13 protein-coding genes are annotated in these 20,313 nt (G+C 58.1%); 9 read left to right on the top strand and 4 right to left on the bottom strand.

The genetic code is table 11. The features are described 5' to 3' along the window. Positions 1 to 184: 184 nt before the first annotated feature. From coaE to uvrB, 3 genes are read left to right on the top strand one after another with little or no spacing between them, the layout of a single operon-like run. Complete coding sequence (gene coaE / locus DW645_RS07815; protein WP_117635947.1) at positions 185 to 826, top strand: dephospho-CoA kinase; 642 nt, start codon at positions 185 to 187, stop codon at positions 824 to 826. Next, a complete protein-coding gene (locus tag DW645_RS07810; RefSeq protein ID WP_118227172.1) occupies positions 819 to 1,400 on the top strand; it encodes a lytic transglycosylase domain-containing protein in 582 nt (193 codons plus the stop codon). The genes coaE and DW645_RS07810 overlap by 8 nt, the downstream gene beginning before the upstream one ends. Positions 1,401 to 1,451: 51 nt before the next feature. Next, positions 1,452 to 3,692, top strand: coding sequence for an excinuclease ABC subunit UvrB (uvrB, locus tag DW645_RS07805; protein WP_118227170.1), 2,241 nt, complete (start codon positions 1,452 to 1,454; stop codon positions 3,690 to 3,692). Positions 3,693 to 3,757: 65 nt separating this feature from the next. Here uvrB and DW645_RS07800 read toward each other — a convergent pair whose 3' ends face one another. From DW645_RS07800 to DW645_RS07785, 4 genes are all read right to left on the bottom strand, one after another. After that, positions 3,758 to 5,398 (bottom strand): NAD(P)/FAD-dependent oxidoreductase, encoded by a 1,641-nt coding sequence (locus DW645_RS07800; RefSeq protein ID WP_118227168.1) that lies wholly within the window; start codon positions 5,396 to 5,398, stop codon positions 3,758 to 3,760. Positions 5,399 to 5,478: 80 nt separating this feature from the next. Then, positions 5,479 to 6,750, bottom strand: coding sequence for an NAD(P)/FAD-dependent oxidoreductase (locus tag DW645_RS07795; protein ID WP_118227166.1), 1,272 nt, complete (start codon positions 6,748 to 6,750; stop codon positions 5,479 to 5,481). Next, positions 6,751 to 7,581 (bottom strand): Mrp/NBP35 family ATP-binding protein, encoded by an 831-nt coding sequence (locus tag DW645_RS07790; RefSeq protein WP_118227164.1) that lies wholly within the window; start codon positions 7,579 to 7,581, stop codon positions 6,751 to 6,753. A gap of 145 nt (positions 7,582 to 7,726) precedes the next feature. Then, entirely contained in the window at positions 7,727 to 9,880 is a 2,154-nt protein-coding gene (locus DW645_RS07785) for an LTA synthase family protein (protein ID WP_158568703.1), read from the bottom strand. 193 nt (positions 9,881 to 10,073) lie between these two features. On the opposite strand from DW645_RS07785, the gene uvrA reads away from it, so the two are divergent. From uvrA to DW645_RS07755, 6 genes are all read left to right on the top strand, one after another. Beyond that, complete coding sequence (uvrA, locus tag DW645_RS07780; RefSeq protein WP_118227160.1) at positions 10,074 to 12,953, top strand: excinuclease ABC subunit UvrA; 2,880 nt, start codon at positions 10,074 to 10,076, stop codon at positions 12,951 to 12,953. 132 nt (positions 12,954 to 13,085) lie between these two features. After that, positions 13,086 to 13,586, top strand: a complete 501-nt coding sequence (gene ybaK, locus DW645_RS07775) for a Cys-tRNA(Pro) deacylase (protein ID WP_089573609.1) — start codon at positions 13,086 to 13,088, stop codon at positions 13,584 to 13,586. Positions 13,587 to 13,691: 105 nt separating this feature from the next. After that, positions 13,692 to 15,272: a murein biosynthesis integral membrane protein MurJ gene (gene murJ, locus DW645_RS07770; protein ID WP_117638006.1), complete on the top strand. Its 1,581-nt coding sequence runs from the start codon at positions 13,692 to 13,694 to the stop codon at positions 15,270 to 15,272. A gap of 6 nt (positions 15,273 to 15,278) precedes the next feature. Continuing rightward, positions 15,279 to 17,219: an excinuclease ABC subunit UvrC gene (gene uvrC / locus DW645_RS07765; RefSeq protein ID WP_370448101.1), complete on the top strand. Its 1,941-nt coding sequence runs from the start codon at positions 15,279 to 15,281 to the stop codon at positions 17,217 to 17,219. Between the two features lie 365 nt (positions 17,220 to 17,584). Beyond that, complete coding sequence (locus DW645_RS07760) at positions 17,585 to 19,198, top strand: ABC transporter substrate-binding protein (protein ID WP_035138897.1); 1,614 nt, start codon at positions 17,585 to 17,587, stop codon at positions 19,196 to 19,198. 157 nt (positions 19,199 to 19,355) lie between these two features. After that, entirely contained in the window at positions 19,356 to 20,312 is a 957-nt protein-coding gene (locus DW645_RS07755; RefSeq protein WP_055251823.1) for an ABC transporter permease, read from the top strand. Position 20,313: the final 1 nt, after the last annotated feature.

The raw sequence follows: 20,313 nt of genomic DNA, 5'->3' as shown, positions 1-20,313 counted from the left end.
CACCGAGCCGTATGATGACTTGAAGAAGGGGGAGGCCTCGCGGCCTCCCCCTTTTTTCCGTTTTATAGAGAGCTGTAATACAAGAACTCGCCTTCTTTTAGCTTGTCTTACTGTTTGGCTGTATTTTGAGTCCTTCTTTTGTATTTGCGCGATAATAACTCCCATTGGCGTTAGGGAGGACTTGATGTTTACCGTTTTTGTCTTGGGCAATATTGCTTCGGGTAAGTCGACTGCCTGCCGCTATCTCGAATCTCATGGCGCCATGCTCATCGATCTGGACGAACTTGCCAAATCGCTGTATGTGCCAGGCTCCGATATCGTCAATGCCCTCGCGGAAGAATTTGGCTGGGATATTTTGGACGAGGAGGGCGGCGTTCGCCGTAACATACTCGCTTCTCGAGCTTTTGTTTCTCCTGATGCGGTCGCGAGGCTCAATAGCATTGTGCACCCCGTTCTCATTGAGCAGCTGTCACTGAGGATTCTTGATCCGGTTTGTTGCACGGTTTCGTCCCCCCGTTATCCCTTTGCGGTGGTCGAGGTTTCTGCTCCGACTGGTTTTGAGGATGCATTTGGCTTGGCTGATGAAATTCTGGTCATCAGCGCCCCTTTGTCAGTTCGTCGCGAGCGTGCTATTCAGCGTGGCATGGAGCCATCTGATTTCGATGCCCGTTCTGCTTGCCAGCCCGATGAGTCTGCGCTGTGCAATCTCGCTACAACGGTGATTGATAATGCCGCAGGCGATAATTCGCTCTTTGAGCAGCTTGACTCATGGCTTGCATGCCATGGGTTTATAGACACTGCGAATAAGGAGGATGCCGATGCCTAAGACACGTTTCTTTGCGTGGTATCGCCTTATTCCGCTGGCTGCCGTTTTTGCCTTCGGCCTTATCTCATTCGTTTACTCGTGTGCTCCTGCCGCCTTCTTTAAGCCGCTGTATCCGATTGACTACGAGGCATATGTAAAGCAATCCAGTATTTCGCATAATCTGGATCCGTATCTGGTGTGCGCTGTCATTAAGTCGGAATCGAATTGGGATCCCGAGGCCGAATCGAATCAGGGTGCTCAGGGATTGATGCAGCTGATGCCTGTGACTGCTCAGGATATGATCGCCAAGGGCCTTGTCGACGGTGACGAGTATTCGGTCGACAACCTTAACGATCCGGCTACCAATATCGAGTTTGGCTGTGCATACCTCTCGTATCTTCTGACCTATTTCAACGGGTCGACGGATAGTGCCATTGCCGCCTATAACGCCGGTATGGGCAATGTTGACGGATGGGCGCAGCAGAACACGTCACTCCATAATGCGATTACCTTCCCTGAAACTCAGGCTTATCTGATTCGTGTCAATAATGCCTGGGTTCGGTATAAGACCCTCTATCCCGATCGGTTCGTATAGGACTATGCCTGCCGCCTGCGTATACTGCAGATATATGAGTTAGGAGTATCCATGGCGGAATTTGAAGTTGAACGTGTTGGAGGAGAACTCAAACGTTTTGGCGTTGAGGGCTCTGAGGTGCCGTTTAAGGTTGTATCTCCTTATGAGCCTGCAGGTTCTCAGCCTAAGGCCATTGAGTCGCTTGTGCAGGGCGTGAGGGATGGAGATCGCTATCAGGTTTTGCTGGGCGTGACTGGTTCGGGCAAGACCTTTACGATGGCTAAAACCATCGAGGCCCTGGGGAAGCCGACGCTTGTCATGGCTCCCAATAAAACGCTCGCCGCTCAGCTTGCGAGCGAGCTCAAAGAGTTCTTTCCCAATAACGCTGTGGTCTACTTTGTCTCGTACTACGACTACTATCAGCCCGAGGCGTATGTGCCGCAAAGCGATACATATATCGAGAAAGACTCCTCGATTAACGAAGAGGTCGAGATGCTGCGACATCAGGCGACCGCATCGCTGCTCTCTCGACGCGATGTGATCGTCGTCGCATCGGTCTCGTGTATCTATGGCATTGGCTCTCCTGAGGACTATGCGGGTCTGGCTCCAAACGTCGACAAGAAGGTGCCGCTCGAGCGCGATGACTTTATCCATGCACTTATCGACATTCAATATGATCGCAATGACTATGACCTGGCGCGCGGCACGTTCCGCGTGCGCGGCGATGTTGTCGACGTGTATCCGCCTTATGCCGAGCATCCGTTGCGGTTTGAGTTCTTTGGCGACGAGGTCGAGCTGATTGCCGAGATCGATGAGGTCACCGGAGAGATGGTTCGTGAGTACGAGGCCATCCCCGTATGGCCGGCATCGCACTACGTGACCGAGAAGCCGAAGGTCAAGGCAGCTCTGAAATCGATCAGCGAAGAGTGCGAGAAGCGCGTGGCGGAGCTCAAGGCGACCGACAAGTTGCTCGAGGCGCAGCGTCTGCAGCAGCGCACCGATTATGATCTTGAGATGCTCGAGACGATGGGCTTTTGCAACGGCATCGAGAACTACTCGCGTCATCTGGACGGTCGCAAGCCGGGTGAGCCGCCGTTTACCCTGATCGATTACTTTCCCAAGGACATGCTCTGCATCATCGATGAGAGCCATGTGACGGTGCCGCAGATTCGCGGCATGCACGAAGGCGACCGCTCGCGTAAGGTGACGCTGGTGGAACACGGTTTTCGCCTGCCCTCGGCGCTCGATAACCGCCCACTTCGTTTCGATGAGTTTGAGGCGAGGATTCCCCAGTTCATCTATGTTTCGGCCACGCCGGGCGACTATGAGCTGCGGGTGAGCCAAAACGACGTTGAGCAGATTATTCGTCCGACCGGTCTGCTCGACCCCAAGATTGATGTGCGTCCGGTTCGTGGACAGATTGACGATCTTGAGGACGAGATTCGCGAGCGCGTGGTGCGCAAGGAGCGCGTACTGGTGACCACGCTCACCAAGCGCATGGCCGAGGACCTGACCGACCATCTGCTTGATGCCGGCATTAAGGTCAATTACATGCATTCTGATACGGCGACAATGGACCGTGTCGAGATCCTGCGAACGCTGCGCGAGGGCAAGATCGATGTTCTCGTTGGCATCAACCTGCTTCGCGAGGGCTTGGATCTTCCCGAGGTCTCACTGGTGGCAATTCTCGATGCCGATAAGGAAGGCTTCTTGCGCAACCGCCGTTCGCTGATTCAGACGATTGGCCGCGCGGCCCGTAACGCCGATGGCGAAGTCATCATGTATGCGGACGTTGTGACCGATTCGATGAAAGAGGCCATCGAGGAGACACAGCGCCGTCGCGAGATTCAGATGGCATATAACGAAGAGCATGGCATCGTGCCCAAGACGGTGCGCAAGGCCATCAACGACATCTCAAGTTTTATTGCCGAGGCCGAAAAAACCGTGGGTTCCAAGGGACGCTCGAAGGGCGACTCTCTTGGCCATGGCGCATTCTATACGCCCGATGAGTCGGGCGAGGGCGGCATACCGGAAACGGTGGCGCCCGAGCAGACACTTGCGGAGCAGTTGGAAGAACTGCCGCATGACGAGCTTGTGCGGATTGTCGAAACCATGGAAGAGGATATGCGCAACGCTTCTGCCGCCATGGACTTTGAGGAGGCGGCGCGCCTGCGCGATGCCGTCGTTCAGATTCGGGCGATGCTTGAGGGTGCGTCTGAGGACGAGACGATCGAGCGCTTACGTTCGCAGGCCCGCAAGGGTTCCACGTTCGCATCGGGCAGAAAGCGCCAGGGTGCACGGTTTAAGAAATAGCGAACAGGCCCCGAGTTCCCTGTGGAGCTCGGAGCCTATGTCTTTTGCGCGCTGGAATTCGTGCGTTAGAGGTCTGCGATCAGGGCTTCGGCACAACGGATGCCGTCGGTGGCCGCGCTCATGATGCCGCCGGCATATCCAGCTCCCTCACCACAAGGGTAGAGGCCCGGGGTCGACACGGCATGGCATGTTCGGTCTCGGGCGACGGTGACCGGTGAGCTCGAGCGAGTCTCCACGCCGGTAAGAACGGCGTCGGGGCGGTCGTAGCCGCGTAGCTTTTTCCCGAGTAGGGGAAGTCCCAGGCGGAGCGACTCGACGATATGCTGCGGCAGGGCTTCGTCAATTGCCGTCCAGGTCACACCGAGCGGATAGGTGGGCTTTACCTTTCCGGGCGCCTTGCTGGCACGTCCTGCGAGGAAATCTCCGACGAGCTGTGCCGGTGCGTTCCAGTTGGAACCGCCCAGGCGATAGGCGGCCGCCTCGCAGGCACGCTGGAGCTCGATGCCGGCGAGCGGGTCATCGTTGGGAAGGTCCTCGGGTGTGACGTTAACGAGCAGGGCGGCATTTGCGTTGCGTCCGTCGCGGGCATTGAGACTGGCGCCGTTGACGCACAGGTGGCCCTGCTCGGAAGAGGCGGCGACAACCTGCCCGCCGGGGCACATGCAAAACGAGAACACGCTGCGGCCGTTGGGAAGATGGGCAACAAGTTTGTAGGGGGCCGCCCCGAGCGCTGGATGTCCCGCCGAGGCTCCATATTGGGCTCGGTCGATGTCGCGCTGCGGATGCTCGATGCGAACGCCCATGGCAAAGGTCTTTTGTGCGAGGGCCACGTTGTGGTCCTTAAGGAGCTTAAAAATATCGCGAGCAGAATGCCCGCAGGCGAGGATGAGGTGCTTTGTCTCGATTGGCTCGTAAGCGGCGTCTTGGGACGATTGGACATCAATACCGGTGATGGCGCCAGACGCGTCGATGCGAATGTCGACGAGCTTCGTTCGATAACGGACGACACCTCCGAGCTGCTCGATGCGCTGGGATATAGCGGTGACAACCGTGGGAAGGATGTCGGAGCCAATGTGCGGCTTGGCATCCCACAGAATATCGCGGGGCGCACCCGCCTCGACGAAGGTTTCGAGGATAAGGCGATGGGCGGGATTTTTGGTTCCCGTATTGAGCTTGCCGTCCGAGAAAGTCCCCGCGCCGCCCAGGCCAAACTGGATATTGCTCTCGGGGTCGAGGATGCGCTCCTTTAGAAAGAGGTCGATCGCCTGCGAGCGGCGAAATGCCGGGTCGCCGCGCTCGATGAGCAAGGGCTTAAGACCTGCTTCGGCGAGCGTAAGCGCAGCGAAAAGGCCGGCGCATCCGGCGCCGACAACGACAGGGCGTTCTTGAGGTGCGTCGGAGGCGGGGGAGGGGAATGAAGGCTCATCGTCTTCTATCGCGCGTACGCGCGAGCGGTCACGCTCGGCAACGCTGTCGACCGCTTCTCGCTCGAGGTGGGGACTAGTCAGCTCAACACGAAAGCTCAGGATAAAATGGACGTCTCGTTTTTTGCGAGCGTCGATTGACTTGCGGTGGAGCTCGATGGACTTGATCTCGGAGTCCTTGCAACGTAGGACGCGCTTGGCGACTCGCTTGCCAACAATGAGACAAGCATTTTCATCGCCGGCTTCATCGAGCGACGCGTTGACTTGGGTGATTTCAATCATCGAGGTCTCCTTAGAGGCAAGAAAGAGGCCGTCCGGTATCCCAGACGGCCCGAATGCGTTTTTGATTATAGACTGCGCGGCTACAGGCTGCTTGCAGCGCGAATGCCCGAGATCCAGGCCCACGCAAGGTTAAAGCCTCCGCAATCGGCGTCGATGTCGAGCGCTTCACCGCAGACGTAAAGCGGGGCGTCGACAACGCTGCGCGCGCGCAGGCTGGGTGTTGAGATGCTCTCGACAGATATGCCACCACGCGTGACCTGTGCTGAGCGCTCCTCGGCTGTTCCCTCGACGAGCAACTTAAAGTGTTTGAGGATCGAGACCAGGTGGATGACATCGTTGGAGCCTGGATGGCACTGCTCGAACGCTGTGCAGACGACGCGGGAGAGTTGCGGGGCGAGCATGCCGTCGAGCCAACGGGGATCACGGGGCGAAAAGCCGCCGAGCAGCTCAACACGCCGGTTGAGCATATCGAGCAACTCGTCTTTGGAGAGGTCGGGGAAAACGTCGAGCAGGATCGTATCGCCGTGCTGGATACGACGAGAGAGGTTGAAGACAGCGACGCCCGAGATACCGAAGGTTCGAAACAGCACTTCACCGTCTTCGTGCCAGAGCTCATTATGATTGCGGGCGAGCGTCAAGCGGGCGCGGACGCGCAGGCCATCCAACGTCTTGAGCGCTGCCCGATCGCCAACGACCGTTGCCGATACGGGGCAGAGGACGGGGCGTAGCGAAGTGAGGGGGAAGCGAAACATATCGGCGATACCGGTGGGGTTGCCGCCCGTGGCGATAATTACGGCATGTGCCTGCAGGGCCTCGTTCTTGCGAGGGACATCGGCGAGCGCCTTCCGAAGCGAGCGGAGCTCCGATTTTCGGTCGTCGTGCTTTTTTGCCTTGAGCGCCCGCGCTGGACGGTCTATTTGGAGTGCCCAGCCTTCGGAAGCTTTGCGCGCCGAGGCAACGTTGGCTCCGCAGATTAAGGTGATACCTAGGCGGTCGCAAGCGTTGAGAAGTGCGTCGCGCACCGATTCGGCGCGAAGGGAGCGCGGGTACAGCCGGCCTTCCTCGGAGGTTGTCATGATGCCCAGCGAGGAGAAGAAACCCATAAGCTCTTGTTCGGGCTGGGGGACCATGACGGATTCGACGAATGCGGGGTGGTTATACCGCTGAGGATCAATCGATTCGTTGGAGAGGTTGCAACGGCCGTTACCGGTCGCAAGGAGCTTGAGGCCGCAGGCGACATCGCGCTCAACGATGCAGACGCTTTTGCCGGCGCGTGCGGCCGTAATGGCGGCGGCGAGGCCTGAAGCCCCGCCGCCGATTACCAAGACGTCATAGAGGGCGCTCGCGTTCACTTAGGCCTCGTCGGTCTCGTGCGGGGTAATAGCCTCGACGGCAGAGACTGCCTTGGGCAACATGCCATCGGGCAGCGCGGTCTCGACCTCGCCCTTATCGCAGGCCTCGGCGAGTGCCGGAATAATGGGAAGCTGGCCCAAGATGTCGAGGTTATAGCGCTCTGCGACCTCGGGGAGCTTGCTCTTGCCAAAGACCTCGATCTTCTTGCCGCAGTCGGGGCACTCAATATAGCTCATGTTCTCGACAATGCCCAGAATGGGGACGTTCATCTTCTCGGCCATGTTGACCGCCTTGGCGACGATCATTGAGACCAGATCCTGCGGGCTCGTGACGATGACGATGCCGTCGACCGGCAGCGACTGGAAGACGGTGAGCGCGACGTCGCCTGTTCCCGGAGGCATGTCGACCAGCAGGTAGTCGATGGGGCCCCACGAGGTCTCGCTCCAGAACTGCCTAATGGCGCCTGCGATGACCGGACCGCGCCAAAGGACGGGGTCGGTCTCGTTTTGGAGCAGCAGGTTGGAGCTCATGACCTTGACGCCGTGCTCGGAGATTTCGGGCAGCATAAGGTTGCCAAGGGCATGGACGTGGCGTCCACTCATACCGAACATCTTGGGGATAGAGGGACCGGTGATGTCGGCATCGAGGACGCCGACCTTGTGGCCGTGACGGGCAAGCTCGGTGGCGATGGCACCGGTGACAAATGACTTGCCGACACCGCCCTTGCCGGAAAGCACGGCGATGACGCGCTTGACCTCGGACAGCGTGTTCTCCTCAAATTGCGACGGCGACGTTTGTCCGCCGGCGGCCTGTGCGTGTTCGCAACCCATGTATGACTCCTTTGTATATGCTGGGGCCGGGGCCCCGCGATGTGACACGAGCGTCATTGTACCCTCGTTTGCGAGCGGGAGTCATTTGCGATGCGTTTGGGCCGAGCGTGCTTGCAATACGATGGGCCCAAGCGAATGGGCGGGCTTACTGAACTTTGCTGGCGAACTCGAGGTATTGCATGCGCTGCAGCTTGTCGATCGTCGAGGCGTAGGGGCTGTCTTCCGATTCCAAGTCGTAGCGCAGCCCGTCGGCACCGAGATAGCCGGCGACATTGATGGTGGGCACATCTGACCTTGTCGCAAGCAGGGCCTTTTGGTAATTGGTGAGCGGGGCGCCGATCTTATTAAGGGTAATGGCTGCAATCTCGTTTGCCCCGACGGTGTCGTAGACGTTGAGCTCGGTATTGCCGGCGATCTCATAGTTAGCCCAGACGAGATATGTCGACTGATAGATACGGAAAGCGTGGCTTGCCGTATCTTCCTGAGGGTACAGCTCGTCGTTGAGAGTCGTTGCGGCGCTCGGCTGATGGTCGCCAAAAAAGACAAGAACAACCGGTCTGCCGATATTGCGGAGCTCGTTGATAAAGTACTCGAGGTCCCGGTCGGATGCGTTGATGCAGGTGAGATAGGTGTTGAGCGCGCTGTTGGCGCCCTCGCTGGCTCCCTCGACCCAATAGTTTGTCAGCTCTTCGGCGGGAACGGTGCCATAGTCGTAGCCGCCGTGATTTTGCATCGTGACGTCAAAGATGAACTGCGGCGCTTCGTCGGTTCTAAGCAGGTCGAGTATCTTGTCGTAGGTGGCGTAGTCGCATACGCCGGCATGGTAATAGGGCGCACCTTCGAAATCGCCGATTGAAAGAAAGTCTCCAAAGCCCAGCTGCTGATAGATTTTATCTCGATGGTAGTTGACGGGGTTTTGCGGGTGCATAGCGGTAGCGGTATACCCAAGCTCTTTAAGGTCCTTTGCCAGGCTGTTGACGCCATTCATCTGATACAGTTGATAGGCAATTTTGCCTAATCCGACAAAGGCCGTTGTCGCTCCGGTCAAAAATTCGAATTCGGAGTTCGCCGTTCCGCCACCGGCGACCGAAGCGAGCATGGTGCCGCGAACAAGTGTGTCGGGAAGCGAGTTGTAGAATGCGGGACCGGTGTACCCGGCCGCCTGGAGCTGCTCAAAGCACGAAAGGTCGCTAAAACTCTCGTTCATGACGGCAACAATCGTCGGCTTGATTTCATTGAACTGGGCAACGGCCGCCGCGCGCTGTTCGCTCGAGCCATATGTGCTGTCGTAGACGGTGGCGAGCTCCTGCTCGATGCTCTGCGCCTCATCGGGCGTATAGTCTTCGGGCTTCTCAATGGGCAACTCGTTGACCATTTCGGTGAACGAAGTGATAAAACCCTGAGACGCATACGTGGTGATGGGCTGCCAACGGTCAAATCCAAAATCCAGCGCCTGCTCCAAGTCGATGTTGGAAAAGCCTGAGAGCCCCACAACGGTCACTAGCAGAAAGGCACAGAGGTTAGCGGCGATAGCGGGGAAGACATGGGTGGGCGTACGGAGCTTTCGCGGTCGGATGAGCGAAAGAAGCCCCAGGGAAATCTCCAGCAGGGCGAGAGAGGTTACGATTCCGGCGGTAAAGGTAAACTCGTATCCCTCGCTCACTTCCATTGCGGTGCCAAGGGCCAAGATATCGCTTGGCAGGATGGCTTCGCCTTTAAACGTTATGACGAAGTGCTCGGCAATGCCAAGGATGCAACAGACGACGGGCACGAGGGCCATGACGCCTCCATGACGCTGCCCCACCAAATAAAGGGAGAGCAGAACCGTCGCGAGCAGCCCGACGGAAAACCCGAATGAGTTGGCGGGAATGCGATAGAACGTTTCGTTGCAGGCAATTTCGAGTGAAACGAACGAGAGCGCTGAAACAGCGGCGATGACAAGGATGTCACGGCAAATACAGGCAACCGTTCCCGTCGCAAGGTCGGTTTGGTCGATAAGTCCCGAAACCAAGGGCTCGACAAGAAGCATGACGGCGGCAGCACCGAGCGCCGAATAAGAAAGGACCCATAGGGAGCTGCCCTCATATACGAGCAATTGATTCGTAACCCATGCAGCTACCACGCCGAGCGGGATGAGGAGCGTCGCGCACCAAAAGACGCGGGCAATGGGTGGCTTTTCGTTGCGTTTGATTGAAAAATACACGCGCACGACGACGGCGGCCACGATAAGGACGGCGATGAATATGGGCAGATTGGCCATGTCGCTCGAAGTGATTTCAAGGGGGATATCTTCGGTCATGGACGTTCCTCTGGTACAGCAAATTAAGTTCAGCATTAGATTACTGTAACCTTTCCATGGCATTTCGAGAAACAAAGCGCCCGATACGCAAAGCTAAAGGTTTGCGAATCTTGTATTACGAACATCTGTGCGCGTCGAGTGCGCTAAACTCATCGGCAGTATGATTCGATGCAATAGGAGGCAAGGAGCTTCCATGTCTGATTCTTCTATCGTTATTCGCGGCGCTCGTGAGCACAACCTCCGTAATATCGATGTTTCCATTCCGCGTGACCAACTCGTGGTCATTACCGGTCTTTCTGGCTCGGGCAAGAGTTCGCTGGCATTCGACACTATCTATGCCGAGGGCCAGCGTCGATACGTCGAGAGCCTTTCGAGTTATGCGCGCCAGTTCTTGGGCCAGATGGACAAACCCGACTTGGATTCAATCGACGGCCTTTCGCCGGCTGTCTCAATTGATCAAAAGACGACATCCAAGAACCCGCGCTCGACGGTGGGCACCGTAACCGAGATTTATGACTACCTGCGACTGCTGTTCGCTCGCGTCGGTACGCCGCACTGCCCCGAGTGCGGTCGGGTTATCGAGCGCCAAACCACCGACCAGGTCGCCGATAAGGTCCTGGCGGCGGGAGAGGGTCGTCGTGCGTTTGTGCTGGCACCGGTGGTGCGCGGGCGAAAAGGCGAGTACACCAAACTGTTTGAGGACCTTCGCGCCGAGGGCTTTAGCCGCGTGCGTGTCGACGGCGAGGTTCGCTCGCTTGATGACTCTATCGATTTGGATAAGAAATTCAAACACGATATCGAGGTCGTGGTCGACCGCATCGTGATTCGCGAGAACTCGCTGGGCCGTATTGCCGAGTCCGTTGAACAGGCGACTGCGCTGGCGCACGGCAATGTGAACGTATACTTGCTGCCCGACCGCGACGCTCCCGAGGGGACCGAAGGCGAGTTGCTGGAGTATTCGCTGGCGTTAGCGTGCCCGGAGCATGGGCACTCCATCGATGACCTGCAGCCGCGTGATTTCTCGTTCAACGCGCCCTATGGCGCGTGCCCCGAGTGCGATGGCCTGGGCTTTAAGAAGACGGTCGATGCCGAGGCCCTAATCGAAGACCCCTCGAAGTCGATCGCCGACGGGGTTTTTGGCAGCCTGTTTGGCAACTCTAACTACTATCCGCAGATTTTCGCTGCGGTCTGCAAACACTTTAAGGTGAGCGTCGATACGCCGTGGGAGGATCTGCCTCCGCGGGTGCGTCGCGCGTTTTTAGACGGCATGGGCGACCAGAAGATTTCGGTCGACTATCAAAAGCTCGATGGGCGCCGTAGCCAGTGGGACACCAAGTTCTCGGGCGTGCGCAATATCCTGTACGAGCGCTATACCGAGACGACGAATGAGAACACCAAGGCGCGCTTGGAGAAGTACATCCGCGAGGAGCCGTGCTCGAGTTGCCATGGTGCTCGTCTGCGCCCCGAGATGCTCGCCGTTACCGTAGGCGGTAAGTCCATTTACGAGGTCTGCTGCCTATCGTGCCGCGAGTCGCTCGAGTTTTTTGAGGGCTTGGAGCTTACCGAGCGCCAACAATTTATCGGCGGGCGCATCGTTAAGGAAATTCTGGAGCGCCTGCGCTTTCTGGTCGATGTTGGACTCGACTATCTGACCCTCGACCGTGCCTCGGCGACGCTTTCCGGAGGCGAGGCCCAGCGCATTCGCCTGGCAACGCAGATCGGCGCCGGCCTCATGGGTGTCCTGTACATTTTGGACGAGCCATCGATCGGCCTCCATCAGCGCGATAACGAGCGCCTGATCAAGACGCTTGAGCGCCTACGCGATATCGGCAATACCGTCATCGTCGTCGAGCATGATGAGGATACGATTCGTGCTGCCGACTATGTGATCGACATGGGCCCCGGTGCGGGCGTGAACGGCGGACACGTGGTCGCCGCGGGAACGCCTGCCGATATCATGGCGTGCCCCGATTCGATGACGGGTGCCTACCTGACCGGCAAGCGAATGATTCGGGTTCCCGATGAACGCCGCAAGCCCGGTCGCGGCTGCCTTAAGATCACGGGCGCCCGCGCCAACAACCTCAAAAACGTTACCGCCAAGATCGAGTTTGGTACGCTTACGGTTGTTACCGGCGTGTCGGGATCGGGCAAGAGCTCCCTGGTTACCGACACCATTGCGCCTGCCCTTACGAATGCCATTCACCGTTCGACGCGCCCTGTGGGCCCGTACAAAAAGCTCGAGGGTATCGAGTGCATCGATAAGGTGATCGACATTGACCAGTCGCCGATCGGCCGTACACCGCGTTCCAATCCCGCTACGTACATTGGCCTGTGGGATGATCTGCGCGCGCTGTTTGCGAGCACACCGGAGTCGAAGGCACGCGGCTACTCGCCGGGACGTTTCTCCTTCAACGTGAGTGGCGGGCGCTGTGAGGCGTGCAAGGGCGACGGACAGATCAAGATCGAGATGCACTTCCTTCCCGATATCTACGTTCCCTGCGAAGTTTGCGGCGGTAAACGCTACAACCGCGAGACACTCGAGGTCACCTACCGTGGCAAGACCATCTCGGACGTGCTCGACATGAGCGTCACCGAGGCGCTGGCCTTCTTTGGGAATATCCCGCAGATTAAGCGCAAGCTCCAGACGCTGTACGATGTAGGCTTGGGCTACGTGAGCCTGGGCCAGCCCGCCACGACGCTCTCGGGCGGCGAGGCGCAGCGTGTGAAGCTCGCCAAGGAGCTTCATCGACGCCAGACGGGCAAGACGTTCTATATTTTGGATGAGCCGACGACCGGCCTTCATTTTGAGGACGTCCGCCAGCTGCTCGATGTGCTGCAGCGCTTGGTCGATGCGGGCAACACGGTGCTGGTGATTGAACACAACCTTGATGTCATCAAGGTTGCCGACCGCCTGATCGATATGGGCCCCGAGGGCGGTAACGGCGGCGGAACCGTCGTGGTTTCGGGCACACCGGAGCAGGTTGCGGACTGTCCGCAGAGTTATACGGGCAAGTTTTTGGCGCCGTTGCTCAGGCGTGACCGGGAGCGTCAGGCTCAACTTGATGCTCAATAAATAGGCGATTCAGTTTATGGGCGCCATCGACTCCTTGTGATTCGATGGCGCTTGCTGTGTCGAAGTGACGTATGCAGCCGAATTGGACATATACTTAATCCTTGCGTCCGAATGCGAGGGAAAGGATATGCCATGGCAAAGGCTGTAAAGACGCCAAAAACCAATGCGATGCGCGAGCTGGAAAGCGCCGGCATTTCCTATGTTCTACATACGTACGAAGACGATGGTGATGAGTCGGCGGGCCTGGGGGTCGCGATTTCGGAGCAGCTTGGCGAGGAGCCCGGACAAGGATTTAAGACCTTGGTCTGCGTGACGCCGTCCAACGACCATGTCGTGTGCTGCATCCCCGTTGCCGACGAGCTCGATCTAAAGTCCGCCGCGCGTGCCGCGGGGGAGAAGTCCTTGGCCATGATGCATGTGAAGGATTTGCTTGCGGCGACTGGCTACGTTCGCGGCGGCTGCAGTCCGGTCGGTATGAAAAAACGCTACCGGACGCTCATTGATGAGACATGTGTCCTTTGGGATACCATTTTTATTTCGGGAGGCAAGCGTGGTTATCAGCTTGAGCTTGCACCCGATGATTTAATTGCATTTTGCGGGGCGACGGTCGCCCCGATTACGAGAGAGGACTGAGCGATGCCGCAGGAAGAATTGAAGTGCGGAGCTCATTTTGCAAAAGAATCTGCGCCTCAGACACCCTCATCCGAAGCTTCTTCGTCGCGAGATGGCACTGATGATATGGGCTCGTCGGACTACTCCACGGTTGGTCGTTCCGCCGGGCTTATGACCATCCTGACCATCGTGTCTCGCGTCACCGGCTTTATCCGCACATGGGCAATGGCCGCCGCTATCGGCATGTCGCTGCTCTCGTCTTCCTATCAGGTCGCCAACAACCTGCCCAATATGCTCTACGAACTCGTGATGGGCGGCATGCTCGTGACGGCGTTTTTGCCCGTGTACATGGGCGTGAGGCGTGAGCAGGGTCGCGAGGCCTCGAACGAGTACGTGGGCAACCTGCTCGGTATTCTGCTATTGGTGCTGGGTGGCATTTCGTTGCTGGGGACCGTGTTCGCTCCGGGCTTTATTTGGACGCAATCGTTCCTTTCGGGTGACGGCGGCAGCATGGATACCGCTGCGTTCATGTTCCGTTTCTTCGCCATCCAGATTCTGTTTTATGGTTTGGGCTCGGTGTTCTCGGGCGTTCTCAACGCACACCGCGACTACTTCTGGTCGACGTTTGCCCCGGTCCTCAACAATGTGATCGTCATTGCGAGCTTTATGGGCTTTGCGCCCGTGTCCGCACAGTTTGGCGAACGTGCCGGCATCATCTTGATTGCGGCCGGTACGACCCTCGGTGTCTTTGTTCAGATGGCTTGTCAGATCCCCGCGCTTGGCAAGCACGGCGTGCATCCCCATATCCATATCGACTTTAAGGACCCCGCACTGCGCCAGACGATTGCGCTCGGTATCCCGACGCTGCTCGCTACGGTGTGCATGTTTGTCTCGACTTCTATCACGAACGCTGCCGCGCTGGTGGTCCAGCCCGAGACCGGTCCTTCCGTCATCGCCTATGCGCGCCTGTGGTACACGCTGCCCTACGCGCTGATTGCCGCCTCGCTTTCGACGGCGCTCTATACCGAGCTCTCTCACGACGCACAGGAGAAGGATTACGACAGCGTTCGCACGGGCATTTCGCGTGGCGTCGCCCAGATGCTGTTCTTCCTGGTTCCGTTCGCGCTGTACCTGATTGTCTTCGCGCGTCCGCTCAACATGATCTACTGCGCTGGCAAGTTCGATGAGTCCGGTGTGGCGCTGGTGTCCGAGTTCCTTGTCTACCTGGCGTTCTCGCTGCCGCTCTACGGCGTGGTCGTGCTGATGCAGAAGAGCTTCTCTGCCTTGCTCGACATGAAGCCCTATAGCCGCTATTGCCTGTATTCCGCCATCGGCCAGGCCGGCTCGGTTCTGCTGTTTGGCGTTGTGCTGGGCTTCGGTATGCCGGCAATCGCGCTTTCGTATGTCGTCGACTACGTGATCTTGGTCGGCTGTTCGCTGTGGTGGCTGCGTCGCCGCCTGCGTGGTCTTCAGGTTAAATCCATCCTGCATGGCGGTTTCTTTGGCCTTTTGCTCGGTGGCCTGGGTGCTGCCGCAGGCGCCGGCGTCATGTGGGCGCTTGAACGCTTTGTCGGGGCACTTGGCGGCTCGATTCTGATTACTCTTGGCTACGTTTGCGTTGCGGGTGTCGTCTCGCTTGCTGTTACCTTTGGCCTTGCCGTCATCCTTAAGATGCCCGAGGTCTCGGCGCTGCTTCGTCGCAAGTAGGTGCGCGTGGCCGGTCACGACAACATTCCAACGCTTGCCGAGCAGGTTTCGCGCGTTCCCACGCAGCCCGGCTGCTACCTTTGGAAAGACGCCAAGGGCGATGTCATCTACGTGGGCAAGGCGAAAAACCTGCGCGCTCGTATGCGTCAGTACGTGACGCTGCAGGACGAGCGCCAGAAGATCCCGCTTATGATGCAGCTGGTGGCGAGCTTTGACTATATCGTGGTGGAGACCGAGCACGAGGCGTTGGTGCTCGAGCGCAATTTGATTGGTCAGTACCATCCGTACTTTAACGTCGACCTCAAGGATGACAAGAGCTACCCCTTTATCGCCATTACAAAGGGCGACCTGTATCCCGCTATCAAATACACGCGTGAGCGTCATAAGCCGGGAACGCGCTATTTTGGACCTTATACCGATAGCCGCGCGGCACGTGAGACGATAGATACGCTGCGCAAGGTTATCCCCATCTGCTCCGCATCCTGTGCGGAGTGGCGTCGTTGTCGCCGTATCGTCGAGTCCCACAAGGGCGAGGAAGACATCGTCAATATGATTTGCGCGCAAAACGGGCGCCCCTGCTTTGACTACCATGTCGGGCGCGGCCCGGGTGCGTGTGTCGGCGCGATTTCCCCGGCAGACTATGCCAAGAACGTCAAGCGTGTCGAGCGCTTTTTGTCGGGCCATCGCAAGGATGTCGTCGATGAGCTGACCTCCGAGATGACGGATGCCGCTGAGGCGCTCGACTTTGAGCGCGCGGCACGCGTCAAACGTCGTTTGGAGGTCATCAGGGGTCTGGACGATCGTCAGCAAGTCGTTTTTCCCTCCAGTGTCGATATAGATGTCATCGGTTTCTATCGCGAGGAGACCATCTCCGCCGCTTGCGTCTTCGTCGTTCGCGAGGGCCGAACAGTTCGCACCTGCGAGTTCATTCTCGACAAGGGTCTTGATGCTGACGAGGAAGAGCTCCAGTCGGGCTTTCTTAAGCGCTATTACGACGAGACGGCTGATATTCCAGCTGAGGTCAACCTTTCCGTCGAGCTTGAGGATGCGGAGGCGCTGGGGGAGTGGCTTGCGGGCAAGCGTGAGCGTTCCTGCCATCTCCATAGGCCGCAGCGTGGCGAAAAGCACCGTCTGCTCGATATGGCATCCAAAAATGCGCGCCATGCTCTCATGCGCTACATGATGCGAACGGGGTACGCTGACGACCGCACCAATCAAGCGCTCCTGGAGCTCGAAAGTGCGTTGGCGCTGCCATCGCCGCCGTTGCGTATCGAGTGCTTCGATATCTCTACACTGCATGGCACCTTTACGGTCGCCTCGATGGTGGTGTTTACCAACGGGCGCGCCGACAAGGGCCAGTATCGTCGTTTTAAAATTCAGGCCGAATTGGACGAGGCAAACGACTTCGTGTCGATGTCCGAGGTTTTGGGACGACGTTATGCTCCCGAGCGTATGGCCGACGAGCGCTTTGGCTCGCGCCCCGATTTGCTCGTTGTCGATGGCGGTAAGCCGCAATTGACCGCTGCGATCAAGCAACTTGAGGCTCTTGGGCTCGATATACCAGTTTGTGGCTTGGCAAAGGCCGATGAGGAGGTTTTCGTGCCTTGGGACGAGACTCCAGTCGTGCTGCCGACCGGGTCCGCGTCGCTCTATCTAATTAAACAGGTGCGCGATGAATCGCACCGTTTTGCCATCACGTTCCATCGCGAATTGCGCGATAAAGCCATGACGGTTTCTGTACTCGATGACGTTCCAGGCGTGGGACCCACCAGAAAACGTGCCCTTATGCGCCATTTTGGCTCGATGAAGCGTTTGCGCGCGGCGAGCGAGCAAGAGATCGCGGAAGTTCGAGGCGTTCCTGCCGATGTCGCCAAAGCGGTTCACGAGGCGCTCGTTGCATGGAATGCCGAGCGCGCCGAGGCGGCGGCAAAGCAATCCGAAAACTAAACACGCCTCTAAACAACTGATATACATGATTGCGTGATTTTCAATCATTTATTTCACGGCGATTACCAGCCGATTTCGGGTTTAATTAACGCTAAAACGTTTGACTAGCCATGGTGAACAACCCTGCTATCCAGCGGGTTGACGAAGACTGATATCTCACCTCGTCGATACATACTGTCTGGCGAATCGTTTGTCAATGAATTCGGTGAACGGTAGTAAATACCGTTCAAGCGTATGTATGTATCGGTCGCCGAGCGCGGCACCTCAGTTGGGTTCGTCGGTAGGTAAGGTATATATCGTCCGCAAGTTGCGCGGGGGCACGTCTAGGCGCTCCCGGGTAAGATTCTCTATTGATAGGAGAAGACATGGCCATCATCAACAAGGGTATGTCCAGGCGTTCGTTCCTCGGCCTCACCGGCAGCGTCGCTGCTGTCGCAGGGCTTGGTCTCACCGGCTGCGGTGGCAGCTCTAGCGACGAGGGTTCCGCTTCCGGTTCCACCGATTCCGCCAACCGTGGCGGCGGCGTGATCACCGCTGGTTCCGCTTACGCTCCGTCCAGCTTCGATCCCGCCAGCACCGGCTCCGCTGTGGGCCTGGGTGCTAACTGGCACGTCGTCGAGGGCCTCTACGGCATCGATTACCACGACTACAGCACCTTCAACGAGCTCGCCACCGACGATCCCAAGTCTGTGGACGACACCACTTTCGAGGTCACCATCCGCAAGGGCGCCAAGTTTTCCGATGGCACCGAGGTCACCGCTGACGATGTCGTTGCCTCCTACACCGCTTGCGCCGCTTCCGCTACCTATGCTCCGTTCTTCCAGCCCTTCGAGTCCATCGAGGCCAAGGACGCCAGCACCGTGACGGTCAAGACCAAGGTCCCCAACTTCTCCCTGCTCAAGGATCGTCTGGCCATCGTCCGCGTTACCCCGGCCACCCAGACCGAGGAGGATCGCGCCAAGCAGCCGATCGGATCCGGCCCCTGGATGTACGACTCTATCTCCGATACCGAGATCACCCTGGTTCCCAACCCCGAGTACAACGGTGAGTATGCTGCCGAGGATAAGAAGATCCAGTACAGCATCCTGACCGACCCCACCGCTCGCGTTACCGCTCAGCAGGAGGGCTCCACGCTCGTTATGGAGCTTGTTACCGCTGACGCCGTCGACCAGCTCGAGAGCGCCGGCTGCAAGATCGATAACGTTCAGGGTTTCGGCACCCGCTTCATCATGTTCAACGTCGCCAAGGAGCCTTGGAACAACGTCAAGGTCCGTCAGGCTGTCATGTATGCGCTCGACACCGAGAAGATGGTCAGCAACACCTTCGCCGGCCTTGCCACCGCTGCCAGCTGCTACCTGCCCAAGAGCTTCACCAACTATCATGAGGCTTCCACGGTGTACAAGACCGACGCCAAGAAGGCTAAGAAGCTCATCGAGGAGTCTGGCATCACCCCGGGTGCCATTACCCTGCGCACCACCGACAACGAGCAGATTAAGGGCATGGCCGCCCAGGTCAAGAATGACCTCGACGCTCTCGGCTTCGATGTGACCATCCAGACCGATACCTCGCCGGCCACCTACGCTGCCATCGACGGCGGCGAGGCCTACGATATCCTCCTTGCCCCTGGCGATCCTTCCTGCTTCGGCGCCGACCCCGACCTGCTGCTCAACTGGTGGTACGGCGACAACGTCTGGATGCAGACCCGTTGCCCGTGGAAGGAGTCCGCTGAGTGGCAGAAGCTCCACGGTCTCATGGACGAGGCTCTTGCCGCTGAGGGCGATGAGCAGCAGAAGAAGTGGAACGAGTGCTTCGACATCATTGCCGACAACGCCGTTCTGTACCCCGTTGTCCACGTCAAGACCGTCTCCGCTTCCTGGGACGATCCGTCCACTGCGCCCAACGGCGAGGCCCTCGATGGCTTCAAGGGCATCGGCACGACGAGCATGTCCTTCAGGGGCGTTGCGACCGTCAAGGCGTAAGACTCGCTTGAGTCTGTATGCAGGATGTCGGTCGTTGGGACCGTATCCTCATAGTTGAAACAAAGACCCGGGCGACCTCGATGTCGCTCGGGTCTTGTAATGAGTATCCGTACTCATATACCAGTTGGTCCTACCGACAAAAGAAAGGGGAGAGAACGTGAACAACTTGCTACGTTTGATTGGAAGGCGTCTTGTGGCGCTGCCGATCATGGCATTGGGCGTCACCGTCCTGGTGTTCTTCCTTATGTCGTTCTCCAAGACCGACCCCGCCTACACGGCGTTGGGTGACGGTGCCTCGCCCGAGGCGGTTGCCGAGTACCATGAGAAGTATGGTCTGGACGACCCCTGGCCTGTGCGCTACGTGCGCTATATGGGCGATTTGATCCATGGCGACATGGGCACCTATGGTGCTGCTCGCAACTCCGTTGCCAAGCGCATCTCCACGGCCCTGCCCGTCACGATGCAGCTGACCTTCATCGGCCTTGCCATCGGTGCGGTCGTTTCGTTTTTACTCGGCGTCATCGCGGCACTGTATCGCGACAAATGGCCGGACCAAGTGATCCGCGTCTTTTCCATCGCCGGCTTGGCAACCCCGTCGTTCTGGCTTGCCGTTCTGTTGATCCTGCTGTTCTCTTCCTACCTTAAGGTGCTTCCGGCATCGGGTGCTCTGCCTCACTTCACCACGAATCCGGCTGGCTATCTGGGACGTATGATCATGCCCGCTATCGCCTTGGCATTTCCGCTGACGGGCCAGATGACTCGTATCGTGCGTACCGCCATGGTCGAGGAGCTCGATAAGGATTATGTCCGTATGGCTCGCGGCGCCGGCGTTCCCGAGAAGGTCGTCGTCGGCATCAACGTTCTTCGCAATGCGCTGATCACCCCGGTCACCACCCTCGGTCTTAAGATCGGTTACCTCATGGGCGGCGCCGTCGTCATCGAGGTTATCTTCAACCTCCCCGGCATGGGCACCGCGATTCTGCAGGGCGTTCAGGGCAACGAGGCGAACCTGGTTCAGGGCGTCGTTATCGTCGTTGCTCTTGCCTTCATCATCATCAACATCGTGGTTGACATGCTCTACCTGCTCATCAACCCGCGCATCAGGACGGTGTAGA

Source organism: Collinsella sp. AM23-17, from assembly GCF_003470945.1.
Taxonomy (GTDB): Bacteria; Actinomycetota; Coriobacteriia; order Coriobacteriales; family Coriobacteriaceae; genus Collinsella; species Collinsella aerofaciens_O.
The sequence above is the reverse complement of the archived record's forward strand: the minus strand, read 5'-3'. Positions and strand labels throughout refer to the sequence as shown.